The organism is Olleya sediminilitoris (genome assembly GCF_016785945.1).
GTDB classification, from domain to species: Bacteria; Bacteroidota; Bacteroidia; order Flavobacteriales; family Flavobacteriaceae; genus Olleya; species Olleya sediminilitoris.
Genome location: NZ_JAEMEF010000005.1, coordinates 36,726 through 52,225 on the forward strand (window position 1 = coordinate 36,726; position 15,500 = coordinate 52,225).

Annotated in this window: 9 protein-coding genes; 1 reads left to right on the forward strand and 8 read right to left on the reverse strand. The window is 30.9% G+C overall.

Annotated features, from left to right (window positions below; genetic code table 11):
- Nucleotides 1-34 precede the first annotated feature (34 nt).
- The 5 genes from JAO71_RS07375 to JAO71_RS07395 all read right to left on the reverse strand — a co-directional run bounded on the left by JAO71_RS07375 (nt 35) and on the right by JAO71_RS07395 (nt 12,277).
- A complete protein-coding gene (locus JAO71_RS07375; RefSeq protein WP_202999903.1) occupies nt 35-4,852 on the reverse strand; it encodes a T9SS type B sorting domain-containing protein in 4,818 nt (1,605 codons plus the stop codon).
- Between the two features lie 375 nt (nt 4,853-5,227).
- A complete protein-coding gene (locus tag JAO71_RS07380) occupies nt 5,228-7,066 on the reverse strand; it encodes a T9SS type B sorting domain-containing protein (RefSeq protein WP_202999912.1) in 1,839 nt (612 codons plus the stop codon).
- A 32-nt stretch (nt 7,067-7,098) separates the two neighbouring features.
- The gene (locus tag JAO71_RS07385; RefSeq protein WP_202999914.1) at nt 7,099-10,443 is read right to left on the reverse strand and encodes a T9SS type B sorting domain-containing protein; all 3,345 of its coding nucleotides are present in this window, start codon (nt 10,441-10,443) and stop codon (nt 7,099-7,101) included.
- Nucleotides 10,444-10,523: 80 nt separating this feature from the next.
- Complete coding sequence (locus JAO71_RS07390; RefSeq protein ID WP_202999916.1) at nt 10,524-11,348, reverse strand: ABC transporter permease; 825 nt, start codon at nt 11,346-11,348, stop codon at nt 10,524-10,526.
- A 20-nt stretch (nt 11,349-11,368) separates the two neighbouring features.
- Nucleotides 11,369-12,277 (reverse strand): ABC transporter ATP-binding protein, encoded by a 909-nt coding sequence (locus JAO71_RS07395; RefSeq protein ID WP_028289454.1) that lies wholly within the window; start codon nt 12,275-12,277, stop codon nt 11,369-11,371.
- A 122-nt stretch (nt 12,278-12,399) separates the two neighbouring features.
- Here JAO71_RS07395 and JAO71_RS07400 point away from each other — a divergent pair, with 122 nt between their 5' ends.
- Complete coding sequence (locus tag JAO71_RS07400; protein WP_028289455.1) at nt 12,400-13,458, forward strand: hypothetical protein; 1,059 nt, start codon at nt 12,400-12,402, stop codon at nt 13,456-13,458.
- Here JAO71_RS07400 and JAO71_RS07405 read toward each other — a convergent pair.
- Genes JAO71_RS07405 through JAO71_RS07415 form a run of 3 tightly spaced genes read right to left on the reverse strand, consistent with a single transcriptional unit; the run spans nt 13,455 to nt 15,500 of the window.
- On the reverse strand, nt 13,455-13,970 hold the full coding sequence (locus tag JAO71_RS07405) for an IS1096 element passenger TnpR family protein (protein ID WP_028289456.1): 516 nt from the start codon (nt 13,968-13,970) through the stop codon (nt 13,455-13,457). The two genes, JAO71_RS07400 and JAO71_RS07405, sit on opposite strands and share 4 nt — an antisense overlap.
- A 39-nt stretch (nt 13,971-14,009) precedes the next feature.
- Nucleotides 14,010-15,026, reverse strand: a complete 1,017-nt coding sequence (locus JAO71_RS07410; RefSeq protein WP_202999918.1) for a COX15/CtaA family protein — start codon at nt 15,024-15,026, stop codon at nt 14,010-14,012.
- 24 nt (nt 15,027-15,050) lie between these two features.
- On the reverse strand, nt 15,051-15,500 hold the full coding sequence (locus JAO71_RS07415; RefSeq protein ID WP_054852877.1) for a GNAT family N-acetyltransferase: 450 nt from the start codon (nt 15,498-15,500) through the stop codon (nt 15,051-15,053).

Genomic DNA, 15,500 nt, shown 5'->3' on the forward strand with positions numbered 1-15,500 from the left:
AACAACAATTATTTTTAAAATAAAATTTTAAGTGTTAAAGCTTTAGAGCAAAATGACCTTTAACCTGAAACTCAACAGCTCCCTTTTTAACATCAGCAACAAACCAATAATCACTACTTGGCATTAGGTTTCCATTATAACTTCCATCCCATCCCATAGAGCTGTGGTTTAGCGTTTTTAATAACTTACCATAACGATCATAAATATTAACAACAGTACCTTCTAATTGGTTGACACCAGTGATGTGCCAAGTATCAAAATAGCCATCTCCATTTGGAGTAACAAATTTAGGTGTATCAATTATTACTATTTCTTTAGATGTCGAGTTACAGCCATTTAAATCTATAACCGTAATCACATGAGGTCCAATGGGTACATTAGTAAATAGGTTAGATTCTTGAGGAGCTTCGTCGTCAAATTGATATAGGTAATTTCCAATACCAGAAACCTCAACGGTTACATTATTTGGATCTGAAAAATCTACAGTCTCAGTAAAATCTATTGTTGCAGCTTCCGACTCTGACACAGTAAACGTTGTTGAGGTTGTACAACCGTTTTGTGTAGTAACTGTAACGGAATATGTTCCTATTTCTGTTATTTCTATATAACTACTTGTGCTATTAGTTGACCAAGCATAATTATCTGTAGGTATATTAGTCTCGGCAGATACTAATAAAGGTAAGTTTTCTAAACATAATACCTGATCTTGAATATCCAACTCTGGTTTTCTATTTACAATAGTTTTAAAGCTTGTAGTATTGTAACAGCCTGTGGTATTATTTTGAACTCTAATGAAGTATTCAGAATTATTTTCAGAATCTACGTTTAAATCTTCTAGTACATTAGTGTTATTTTCTGCATCAACTAGCGTTTCAAAATAAGAGACAGTAAACTCACTAGGATTTTGACCATTTAAAGCTGTAGCTGTTTGTTGACTAAAATCAAAAATTGCAAAGGTGTCATAATCATTATCACATTGCTCTAAATCTGGAACTGTTCCTGCTGTTGGTATTGGAAAAGCTTGAAGTGTAAAACTACCTATATTATAACAGATGCTATTGGTAAAATTAGCTCTTACAAATAGGGTTTGATTACCAATAGTGTAGTTATAATTGTTGTCTAAAGCATTCTGTTGTGCTTCAGCATCAACTTGTGAAGTATAAAAAGTCGCTTCAATAGATAGTGTTGTGTCTGTAATATTAGGTAAAGCTTCGTTTAAATTGTAAGTATTCGTGCTATCTTCACAGGTGTTTACTACAACATTTGGTGTTATGGTTGGAGGCGTATTAACTGTTAGTAATAACGGAATTTCAGCATAACAATTAGAAACGGTATTTAATACTTTAATATAAACTGTTTGTGGATTTACTGTGTTTGTAAAGTTAGTAGGATCCATGATTCTGTTTGAAGATAATTCTAAATCTCCAGAAGAAGTATAATATTCAACAACAGTGTTATCTTGTCTTATAGAAAGTACTTCAAATTCTGAAACCGTTAAATCAAACGTTGCAAAACCATCCGTATTATCATCACACATTTCTAAACCACTAGCAGAGTTTGTTGAAGGTACAGAAATAACGTTAAACACAAAGCTTTCTATACCTTTACAAAACGTACCATTGTCTATAGTTGCAAATACTTGTTGCGGATTTACAGTGGTTGTAAAACTATCAGGTAAAGGGTTGATTTGTGCTTCTGCATCTGCAAGTGTTAAGTGGTAAGTTATACTTAATGTTTCGGGTGAATTTTGACTGATTTGAGAAGATATTTCTGTTAAATCAAACGTAGAAAACCCATCATTTGAAACATCATCACAAACAAACACATCTGTTGGTGCATCGTAAATTGGGTTAGAACTGACTTCTATTTGAAATGACGATGTGCCATAACAATCTGAATCTGTAGTGTTTTGAACACGAACAAATATAGTCTGAGGATTAGAGATGTTTTCATAAATATTATTTTTGTTAATAGGGTTATTTCCAGAATCAGCATCTACATGAGACGCATAATATAACACTTGCTTACCTGTTTGACCATTAAGTATTTCGGCATCTTTATTAGAGAATAAAAATTCGCCTATTTGGTCTCCATCAGTCTCGCAACTAATATAGGTTTCAATTGCATCAAAGACAGGTAATGTGTTGACATAAATTCTAATATTGTCTACTCTAAAACATCCTGTTGTTGCGTTTTCAACACGACAAAATACCATTTGGGTGTCTGCATTGTAACTAGTATCGTTTAGTATAGGGTTACTGTTAGATTGAGCATCCACTTGTGTGTTGTGAAATGTAATGGTTCTGTTGTTGGTATCTGGTACCATTTGATCTATAGACTGTGTTAAATCTACAATAGAAAAACCATCTTGATCATCATCACAAATAATAATGTCTTCGGCATTATTTACTTGAGGAGCAGGTAATACATTAATAGTTAAAGCAGAAGTTGCACTACAACTATTTTGATTTTGGACTCTAACATATACTGTTAAAGGGTTACTTGTATTATCATAAAAAGGTGGTAATGCATTAACGTTAGCTTCTGCATTAGCTTGAGATGCAAAATATTTTACTGTTCCGCCTTCAACACCAGTTGCAACATAATCGTCAAAGCTAGTTAAGTCTATACTTGTAAACCCATCACTGTTGGTATCACAATAATTTTGTGTTGTTAATGTTTGTATATCAAAACCTTGGTTAATTATTAGTTGTATTGAAGATTTATAAGAGCATGCTGGACTCTGTAATGTAATAAATAATGTTTTAGGAGCATTATTTACTGTATAAGGTTGGTTTTGGTTAATAGCATTGGTGTTTGCTGTTTGGTCTTCAACGGTTTCATAAAAATCAATTGTTAGATCTTCGTTACCATTAATTATCATAATACCAACTTGTAGTAAATCAAAATCTACAATTCCATCATTGGAAGCATCGTCACATTCGTAAAAATCTGTTATTTCGGTACCAGTTTCAAGTAAAAAAGTGTGTAATTCTTGTGGTACTATTGACACGCAACCAGTATCATTGTCTTCAACTCTAATAAATAAGGTTTGTACAAATTGTTGTGTATTTGGATAGTTGGTTGGATTGTTAATCGGGTTTGTGCCTTCATAAGCTTCATCTTCGGTTTCATGATGAGTTACTGTCACATTTGTAAGACCTTGTAATACGTCATCAAGATTTTCGGTTAAATCAAAATTGTCATAACCATTTCCGTCTTGTTCACAAGCATCTAAAGATAATGTGTCCATAATGATATCAGGAAAGTTATTAATCTGAATATCTAAAGTTGTTGTCGTACTACAACCTGAAGTTATATCTAATACACTAACGTAAAGTGTTTCAGTATTACTAGCAGGAGTATAAGGCGACTCTATTTGGTTTTCAATACTGTTTGCATCAGTTTGATTAAAATGATAATTAACATAGTAGTTTGGATTATTGTTAGTGATTTCGTCGTTTTTTACCGTTAAATCAATTGCACTATTATTAGCAGCGCAAATTGTTAAATTAGAAGGGTTAGTTATTGATAAATAAGCGTTTATTATTAAATCAAAACTGCCCATGTATACACAACCAGAACTATTATTTTGTGCTCTAAAATATATTGTTTGTGTAGGGTTTGTACTTAAATACTGTGTGATAGCATTAGTGTTTTCTATTGCTTCGTTTTGATATAAATGAAATGTTGTCGTATAAGTTGCACTTGGTAAAGTCGTTTCTACTTCAGAAATTTTTGTACTTAAATCAAAGATTTCTTCTCCATCATTTGAAGCATCATCACAAACTTCAAAATCTGATATTAAAGTTCCGTCTTGAATGGTGTTTAAAGCAATATTAATTGAATCTTCAAAAGTACAAGTGTCTGTATTTAATGGTACAGTGACTTGCACAGTGTAATTTCCATTTGTATCAACAAATAGAGAGTTTGTATTCTGTCCTGCTATAATTGTATTGTTTACATACCATTGGTAAGTTGCTTGCGGATTATTAGTGTCTGCATTTAATGTAACAGAAGTGTCACAGGTATTAATGTCTTCACCTAAATACACACTATCTGTAAAACTGTTACCTTCAATAAATACAGCAGTATCAAAATTACGATCGGTTTGATCTGCAATTATTAATTTAATATTGTATTGTACGTTTGGCAGTATGTTAGCAGATGCACTTAAAACTGTGGTACGACCATTAAAGTTTGTATCTCCTACGTTATAACCTTCAAAATATTGACCATTTTCTGCAGCACAAAACCCTACAATATCATCATGAATAGTATTTGTATTTACAGGTATACTTGTATTTGGGACAACAGCAATATTTTGATATGCATCACCACTTCCAGCTTCTCTAATTAAAAAAGCAAAACCATCAGAATATAGACATGGATACTCAGCAAAATATTCTTCTGAAGCTAAAATGTAATTAAATTGAACTGTATTTGAAGCTGATATAAAATCAAACTCAATTGATGTTGCATTTAATGTGTTATTTATACCTAAGGCAGCTTCTAAATCTGGATCTGTAGTCCAAGCTGTAGTTCCTTCGTTTAAAGGACTAGTATTTAATGTGTTTCCTGCAGAGTTAGCTTGACCTGTAGATAATATTATTCCGTTTTCAAACGGAAAATCAGATCCAGCTTTTTCAAAATAACCAAAACTTGAAAATCCATCAATATTTCCGTTTACAGTAGAATTTATATTAGATACCTCAACACAGCCTTGTACTAAATTATCCTGAACTAATTGTTGTGCAGAAAACGAATCATCAATAGATATCTGTTGAGCAAAACTTGCTGACGAAAGCACTAAAAGTAGAGTGAAAAATGTTGGTCTTAGGTTAATTTTCATTGCTTTTATTGGTTTTTTGTTAAAACACGATGAAATACATATATTATCGATTAAAGGACAAACATATGTAAAATATCGACTAAACGCAAATTTTGACGATAAAAAGAAATTTTTATTTTCCTGATTTCTAAATTATTAGCAAAAAGTCGCGTTTTTAGACTTGCTAAGCGTATTTTGAGATATAGCTATTTTTTAGAAAAAAATGTTTCTATTGGAGTTTGAGAGGATAGTTTTATTAAATGAAGCTTGGCTAAGTTGTTTTAATAACTCAAAAACATCATTTATTTTGAAGAATACTAATTTTGAATGTTTTATGGGTAGGTAAAAACGGTATAACCTGAAGTATTGATTAATACTAAATATAAAGTCGATTATTTAGTAATTAATATAAACCCACCCTGTTTGGATTTGGTAATTAGGGGCTTTAAGATTTAGTACGTAAAAATATGTGCCTGTAGGAACAATGTCTCCTTGATTAGTTAAGCCTTGATTAACTTGACCATACCATTTTGTATTATTATTACCTATAAAGATTAAAGTGCCATAACGATTATATATCAATAATTCGTGATCTTGAAAGACATTATATAATCCTTGAATATTAAAATAGTCGTTTATGGTATCTTGATTTGGAGAAAATCCATCCGGAATAATAGGAGGGCAGTTAGTTGTGTTTAAGGTAAAAACAAATAAGTCGAAACATAATTGTGTTTGTGCAGCAACATATATTGTTTGTGGAGTTGTATTAGAAATGTAATGATTTGGATTTGTTATGGCATCTTGATTGTTTAAATCATCTAAACTGCTATAAAAAAATAGGTCTTGATACAAGTTTAGGTCTATATTAATTAAAGCATTGTTTAAATTATAAATGCCTGTATTATAACCTTGATCACAAGCTACTAATTCAGCAAGCTGAATAGTTTCAGGAATTGGTATAAGTTGGATGGTCGAGAATGTGTTATTGTTTACTTCATTTGTTTCAGTTACTAAACCATTATTGTTTCCGTCGTTATCAACTTCAATTTCAATAATAAAAGTATCAGGTATAGTATTAGGTATTTCTAAAGTAATTTGACTTGTTTCTTCTTCTCCAATACCAATTATAGTGTTGGTTTGACTTTGCCCTATTAATACGTTGTCTATAAAAAAAGCAATTGGTGTATTGGTTGGTAAAGCAGCTGTGCTATTGTTGTTGTATACAGTATAATCTATAGTAATGCTTCTGGTATTACAGTTTGTTTGGTAAAAATTTTGTGTAACCGTTGCATCTGGTAATTGACTATTTAAAACGGTAATAATATTGTTAAGAATTATTAAATCGGCTCTAAAAATACCGTTACTATCAAAATCACCTGTGGTTAGATTAATAGTAACTTCTGTGTCTCCAATTTGTATATTGTTTTCGATGTTATAAACATCTAAATCAGCATTATAAAAGTTAGTAGAATTTGTAAAACTATTGGTTCCGTTAAAAGCATTGTCAGGTAAATTTAGAGGAGGATTGGATAAGACATTTCCGTTAATTGATAGTGATTCTCCAAAATTTAAAGCATTATCTCCTTCCCAAGCTAAAAAACCAATTTTAGCATTATTGTTATCAAGTACGTTTACGTTTTCTAGAATAATAGTTTTATCTTGAACGTCTGCATTAATAATTTCCAATCCTAAAAATAGATTAACTTGATTTAGCGGTAATGTTGGTTGTTCATAAATAACATATAAGCTCCAACCTGCGTAATTAGTTCTGTTATTACAATAACCTGGAGTGTTTGTTAATGTGTCAGAAATATCTAAATCTGAAAAAATATAATTTGTACTGCCTTCATTATTAATTTGATCAGTGACTTCTGCATAGCTAGCAAAATAGGTAAGCAAACCATTACTACCTGCATTATAGTCTACAGTAAATGTATCTTGGGCATTTATAGATGTAGTGTTAAGCGTAACTTGGTTATCGCCAGTTCCAGAACCAGACCAAAATAAATAGGCAGCAACAATGTTTGTATTGTTTGGTAATGTTAAATTGGCTTGAGAGGATGGAAGTGTTTCGCAAAAGAATTGAGAAAGATTATTTTCTGCTTGATTTAAAGTGTTTCCAATAGCTATATAATCATACCGTCCATTAAATTGTTGAAACAATTCAATGTTTTGTGCACTTGCTTTAGCAAAGCAAAGTCCAATTATTATAATGACGAAAAATACATGTTTCATTAGTTTGTATTCTTGCTTAAATGTACAAGTTACTATCGTTTTAAAGTGAAATGATTTCTATAAATACGTCCATCCTGAAGTTTTACCGTAAACCAATAATCGTTAGTAGGTAATGGTTGTCCGTTAAAAGTACCATCCCAACCTTGGTTGTTAGGAGTGAATTCTTTTAGTAGTTTTCCATATCTATCAAATATTTGAATAATTGAATTAGCTTGAAATTGAGTTGATACACCATATATTTGCCAATAATCATTTTTCCCATCGTCATTTGGTGTGAAAAATAAAGGAAATCCAATGACTGAAAACATTTGATCTACAGTGCCACAATTATTTTTGATATCTGTAATATTAACCTGATAAATTCCTGGTTTTATATTAGTAAAGATGTTATTATTTTGAAACCCTGTTGAAAGTCCTTCAGCATTAATTAATTCAAAAGCGTAGTCTCCTTCACCTGAAGTCAAGATTGTTACGACATTATTATTTAAACTGCCATCAACTACAATAATATCTTCAATAGTTGCAATGTTTGAAGGTTGAACAGTAAAGGTTTTTGTTTTTGGGCAACCTTCTGCAGTTGTTACAGTAACAGTAAATTGACCAATTGTATTAACCTCAATAGAGGCAGTAGTTTCACCAGTTGACCAATTATAGTAATAGTTAGGGTTTGCTGTGTTGGTTGCTGTTAGTTGTATGGTTTCAGGAAATTGATTAAGACAATATAAAACAGTTTCGTCTTCTGTAATTTGTGGTAAAGGATTAATAGTTAACAAAACTTCGCTAATACCGTAACAGGCATTGTTGTTTTCTGCTCTAGCGTAAATGACTTCATTGTAAGGGATTGTATTGTTATATAATAAAGGTAAAGCATTAACTTCCAAAAGGGCATCATCATAGGTACCATAATAGCTAACCGTAATGCCAGCAGGAAGTCCATTTGTTATCTCTGTTGAAAAACTATCTAAATCAAAGGTGTTAATTCCATCTTCAGAGCCAAGTTCGTCACAAACAGGAGGAGCAATATAATCATTAGTTTGTGTAACGCTAACATCTAAAGTTAACTCGGAAAAAGCAATACAGTTTGTTATGGTATCTGTAACAACAACATAAATAGTTTGAGGGTTTGAGATATTACTATAAGCGTCTCCGTTTATAGGATTTGTCTCTGATTGCGCATTGCTGAAAGCTGTATAAAATGCTATAGTATTCTGACTATTGTTATTAGTTATGTTTGCTGAAGCTTCATTTAAATTAAATATAGTCTGACCATCTGGAACTCCATCTTCGTCACATTGAAATAAAATGTCATCATAGGCTTCAGGTACAGGATTAACAGTAATGTTAAAGCTATTGGTAGTAAAGCAATCTGTGTTAATACTATTTTCTAATCTTACAAAAATAGTTTCTGTGATAGGTGTTGTGTTGTAATAATTATTTGGTAAAGGGTTTGCACCTATGTCAGCATCATTTTGTGTGTTGTGATACGTTATATTATAAAGTGTTGTACTTTGTAATCCATAGACTTGCGTATTGTAGCTTGCTAAATCTATAGTTGTTTGTCCATTAGTGTCGTCTCCATCGGTAGAATCATCACAAGTTTCATAGTCGGATAAATTATCTATAATTGGAGTATTATAAATTTCAATATTAAAACTAGTAGTATCATAACAATTGTTATTACCAAAATTGAAAATTCTAGCAAAAATGGTTTCTTGTGAAGCATTTACAAGATAATTATTTGGCAATTCATTTTGCCCCAAATCAGCTTCATTTTGTGTTGAATGATAGGTAATTTCAAATTCTAAAGAATTTTGACCATTTAAGATTGATTCATTTTGATTAGATAGCAATATATCACTACTGGAATCATTATCATCATCACAAATAATAATATCATTTGGTTGAGTAGCAATAGGTATATCATAATAAGTTACAATAGCTTGTCCTTCTTTTGTATCACAGTCACCATTATTTAAATCAATAATAACCTCATAGTTTCCATTTTCATTTATTAATAACTCATTTGGTATTGTTGGAGTTGTAAGGATAGTACCATCTTTATACCAAGTATAAGTTGCTCCATTAATATCTTCAGCTGTTAGCGTATAGTTTTCTCCTGTGCATAATGGTAAGACTACAGAGTTGGAGGTGTCAGTAGGAATGATATCAATTTTTTCTGAAAAGAAAGAAGAAATAAAAGGAGGTAAGCCTTGCCTTGAGACGCGACCATTCAAGCTTATTGCTTCATGTTGGTAATCTGAAAATTGACCTAATTGATTTGGATTATTAATAACACTTAAAAAAGGAGAACCTTGATTATAAGTTGCACTTAATGATCTGTAAATTTTACCGTCAGGACCTAATTGTAAAGCACTTCTATACATGACTCTTTGGTCTAAAACTTGTTCTGATTGGCTTATATTATTAGACGTTAGATCATATTGAAGCAAGGCACCATATTGTGCACTGGTATTTTCAAAATTATCGGAGTCTGTTTCAAAATATGTACTAACGTATAATACTTGATTATTAGGTGAAAATTCTACTCCATAGGCACGTTGTACTTTTCCTAATGGATTGATATTTATTTGTATTTGTTGCGAGTTACTTACCTGTCCAGTATTAGTATCAAAGTCATATAAGAATAAACCACTACCAACGTTTGCAGAAGCTATTTTTGTTCCGTCTGGAGAAAATTTTAAATACCCTCTTCTTTCTGAAATACTGAAAGGTATCGTTGATGTAACTGGAGTAGTGTTTACACCAGTTGAAGAAACTTCAAAAGCATAAAAAGTAGTGTTATTGTTGTCTACAGCAGAAGGGTTTGTTAAAGCATCATTACTTGCAAAAGTCACCACCCAAATATTTTGAGATTGGCAATCTTTAAGTACTGCACTTAATTTTTCTGAAGCTCTAGATAATAAAAATTGATTTTTAATATTAGTTACAGCTCCTAGTCCATTATCTAATGACATGTTGACTTCAGTAAAATTGAAGCCTTGGTCTTGTTGCCCAAAAAACTCTGTACCTTGAGTAAATATGTAATAAATATTTGGGTCACCTGGTTTAGGAATAATTATGGCAGACTGTGTACTTGAAGGGTTACCATCCAGGTTATTACCATTAAGCATAACATTATGGTTTTTATTATACACAGTAATTCCATCTGTGTAAAATAATAAATCACCAGCACTATTTGATATGCTTGTACAGCCTTCATCAGTTGCTAATTGACCATCAGTTAATGCTGTAACAGCATTAGTGTTTGTGTTAAATTGTATTCCAGCATTATCACCAAAATACCAGTTTGCAGCTTCATTTTGCGCCTGTAATATAAAGCTGCAAAGTAGTATTAATACTAAAAATATCTTTTTCATAAAAAAATCTATAATTAGTAAATGTATTATAATAAAATCTTATAAATAAATGTAGTTTGTTAAAAAATAAACAAGGTTTTTTATAAATCTCTTTTTTGTAATAATTTATAAGAGAAAAATACAAATAAGCTAGTCCACCCAAGAACAATAAATATTTCGTACCAATGTACAGCAAAATCATATATAAGTTCTGTTTTTTCTGGAGACTTCATAGCTACAATACGTCTAAAGGGTTCGTCTATTAATTTAGACATGGACTTTAATGGTAAAAAGTTTTGAATTTTAGTCGCTATGTCATCATCGTAATTTTTTAATATTATACCATATATAATCCATTCGATTATAAATAGGATGAATAAAAAAGCTAGTGCAAATGCAGAGCGTTTTATTAATACTGCAGCAAATAAGCATAAACTAAAAAAGCCAATAAGTTTTACTAAATAAGCAAGTAAAAAGATACTTTCACTAAACATATAATAAGCTTCACTGTCACCATTATAGTATAGTCCAATAGCTAGAGTTAAAATACCAACTAATAGTGTCGATACAACAGAGAAAAATACTATAGCATAAAATTTTGACAGTATAAACTCTTTTTTACTAAGACCATCAATTAAGTTTTGCTTGATGGTTTTGTTACTATATTCATTACCAATCATGCTAACCACAACTATAGCAAAAAATAGCTTAAATAATGACGAGAAAAAAGTGGTAATATGCCAAATGTATGGAAAATCAAAAATTCCTACACTACCTAAATCTATTGTAAATAGATCAAAGAAATTGATTTTAAATGAGGATAATAATATGATGAAAAACGGTAATATAAATGAAAAGAAGATTAATATTTTACTAACCCTATTTTCTAAAAGTTTTTGTAATTCTATTTGTAAAAGTCGTAACATGATTTGTGTGTTTTGATGGATTAGTTTTTGTCTTCTAAGTTATCTGTAAGTTGAAGAAATTGTTCTTCTAAACTTTCTTTACGCAATACTAGATGCGACAGTGCAATACCTTTGTCTAATAGCTCTTTGTTAAAAGAGGCTGCAGATGTTGGTGCATTTAAAAAGGCAGTTATTAAATCCTCTGTTACTTTTGTGTTTTTAATATTTGGATGAGTATTTAGATAATCTAAAAGTGCTGTGTTGTTATCACATTTTAATTCAAAAAAGCCATCACTAGAAATCATTTGATCTACTGGACCTTCATATAATTTATTACCCTTTCTGAGTACAACAACATGTGAGCACACTTTTTCAACTTCATCTAATAAGTGAGACGCTAATAAAATAGTTGTACCTTGACTTGCAATATCTTTAATTATAGCTCTAATTTGGTGTATACCCTGAGGGTCAAGACCGTTTGTGGGTTCGTCTAAAATTAAAATTTCAGGATCGTTAAGTAATGCAGATGCTATTGCAAGGCGTTGCTTCATCCCTAAAGAAAAGGTTTTAAACTTACTGTCTTTACGGTCAAGTAAGCCTACTAGTTCTAGTTTTTCGTCTATTTTTTCTTCAGTAATTCCCTTTATTTTACAAACTAATTTTAAGTTTTTGTATGCTGACATGTAAGGGTAAAAGTTTGGACGCTCTATAATTGCTCCAACTTTTTTTAAGGCGTCATGTGTTGAGGTCTGACCATCAAACCAGCTAAAATCTCCGCTGGTTTTATTAACGACGTTTAAGGTAATGCCTAATGTTGTAGATTTACCACTTCCGTTTGGTCCTAAAATACCGTAAACGTTTCCTTTTTTAATGGTAAATGATAAATTGTTGACAGCTGTTAAGTTGCCATATTGTTTAGTAAGATTACTAATGTTAAGAATGGTGTCCAAGATAAATGGTTTTTTAGTACTAATTTATAATTAGTAATGGTTGGTTTAATTGTAAGACGATTGTACTGTAAAAATGTTACAAATTAAAAATTAGTTTTAAATTTGATACACTATATAAAGCTATGAAAGACTTAAAAATTTCTAAAAAAAAGCCATCCTATCCTATAAGTGATAAGTTGAATGATTATTTGTCAGAATATAACCGGAACTCTAAAATCACCATTTTATATGACGATTTACTGCGTTTTCAAGGCGCAATTACGGTTTATGATAAAGATGATAATGATACACTTTGGGTACGTGTTTATTTTAGCGAATTTGATAGAGCAGAAATAGACTTAAGCCTTAAAAAAGTATATACAAGATTACATTCTGATGGAAATGAAACTTCAATTCCGTTTTTAAATGTTGATGCAATTGACTATTGTACCTTTGGTAATTCTAAACCTTTTAGAATAAAAGTTAGAAATATTTTAAATGATAATTACACTTATTTTTATGTCAAAAAAGCTGATGCTTCACGTATTTATGGATTAGAATTAGAGCATATGTTGTCTCCGTACAACTTGAATTTTATGGTGCATGGTAATACTTTAATAGAAGAACATATAGCAGGAATACCTGGAGACGAGTTTATTAAAACCATGCTTAATGATTGTACAGAATCTGAAAAATCTCAAATAGCCAAAGAGTTTGTTAAATTTAACGAGCGTTGTATGATTAGGCTTTTAGGAGATATGAGAGCTTATAATTATGTGATTGTGCCAACACATGATTTTGATCATGTGGTATTTAAAATAAGAGCTATAGATTTTGATCAGCAATCATACGAAGGTAAGTTTAATGTGTACAGACCTCAGTTTTTTAAAGAAAATTTAAAGTTAGTTGAGTTAGTTACAAAAAAGTTTAAAAAAGAATCTATTGATCAATACAAGATAGAAGAACGTTCCATAGTTGCTAAACGTATGATAAGTTACAACGATCGCATTGATCAATTATTAGATTGTATGGTAAATGATACTATATCAAACCCAGAGCATATTAAACTTTTAAAATCTAAAATCTATGATTATACCTTAGATCTAAAGTTTAAGAAAAGCCAAAATATGGGTCAAATAGTAAAAAACGCATTATCGTTTGTAAAACGAAACTATGAGAATGTTAATACTAAAGGGTTTTAATTCCAGTTTTCGTTAAAATCTAAATTGTCGTAGTCATCAATGTTAAAGTCATCATCAAATTCTGCGTCAAATTCATCTTTTTCAGCTTCAAAAACTTTATCAGGAGCTTCAGTTGGAACTTGACCTTGTACATACATTAGGTTTGGATAATCCACACCTTCAGCAGTTTCAACAATTTCTGCTAACTCAACAAAAAAGGTCCACATACTCATAAAATCGTACACATAAATTAGCTTAGTTTGTGCCTCGTGTACTGTGTCTGAGATAGAAGTTTCGTTCATTAACTTGACTTCATTTAGACCATCACTCATGTCAAAAAGACTTATTTCTTCACCTTGATTCCATTCTTCATCACTAATATAAAATGATGCCATTTCAGTACCATCAAAGCCAAAACATTGTGTAATAACGTTGTGTAAGTCTTCCATAGTATCGCTTTCGCGAATTTCAAAATCTCTGAAAATATCTTCTTCTGTATCGTTATCAAGTATAACTCTAAATCTGTAAATCATAATAAAAAAATAAGTGTGTAAAGATACTGTTTTTAGGTGTTATTTGCTAAAACGATGTAACGTAAATGTCATGGCACTTAATAATAAAAAGGCACCAACTTGATGGACAACACCTAACCAAACCGGAACTTGTAATATTAATGTAAATACACCAAGTACAAATTGTAAAAAGACTAAACCTAATAATAAATTTAATGCTTTTTTCTGGTAATGTGAGTTAATATATTTTTGACCTTTAAAATAAATAAAAAGTATAAAAATAACCACAATATAGGCTAATGTACGATGTACAAATTGCACACCACTTTTACCTTCTGTAAAATTGGCAAATAAGGTGTCACGTTCTATATAAGCGCTTTCATGTATAAATTTACCTTCGCTCATCATTGGCCAATGGTTATGTATCCAACCAGCATCCAATCCAGCGACAAAAGCACCATATATAATTTGTATAATAAGCACCAATAAACCTGCTTGAATTAATCTTTTAAATCTAGTGTTTCTAATTTCGGTAAACGGGAACATTAAGTCTAATGCTACCCAAAATGTTGCTGCAAATGTTATAAATGCAGTGGTTAAATGCATTGCTAACCTGTAATGGCTTACGTCAGGTCTGTCTATTAATCCGCTTTTAACCATATACCACCCTAAAAAACCTTGAAAACCACCAAGTATCATTAATCCAATGGATTTTTTTATAGTTGGTTTTGTAAGTTGCTTGGTAATTAAAAAATATAAAAATGGAAAGAAAAAGACCAAACCAATAAAACGTCCAATGACGCGATGGATCCATTCCCAGAAGTAAATATCTTTAAATTCTTCTATACTAAAATGTGTGTTTAGTTTTTGGTATTCTGGGTATTGTTTATAGAGATTAAAAGCTTCTTGCCACTCTACATCGTTCATTGGTGGTATTGTACCAGAAATTAGTTTGTAATTAGAAATTGATAATCCAGAGTGTGTTAAGCGTGTTATACCGCCAACAATAACCATTACAAATATTAGCACACAACCTGTTAGTAGCCAATAAATGACCTTTTTGTTGTCCTTTTTCATAACCTAATGTATTTATAAATTTTCTTACAATTCTTTTTTAAAGCATAAACTTTGGTCTATACCTTTATATTGACCGTAATTATCTGTGATTTTATAATTACAGCTTTTGTAAAGCTGGATAGCTTCAAGTTGTCTAATACCAGTTTCTAAAATACTATATTGATAATCTAATTGTTTTGCCCAAATCTCTAAAAGATTTAGTACAGCTTTTGCAACACCTTGTCCTCTTGCAGCTTTGGTAGTAAACATGCGTTTAATTTCAACTGTTGATTTATCAAAAGGTTTAAAAGCAGCACAACCTACAGGTTTGTTTTTAATGTAAGCAACAACAACATGATTGATTGTATCTAAACCATTGTATTGATTATAAAAATCATGGTCCTCACCATCTGTAATTTTTAAAAAATCATCTAATTGAATGATAAGACTTTTAAAGTCGGAGTTATCAGAATTGGTTTTAATTAATTCTAACAT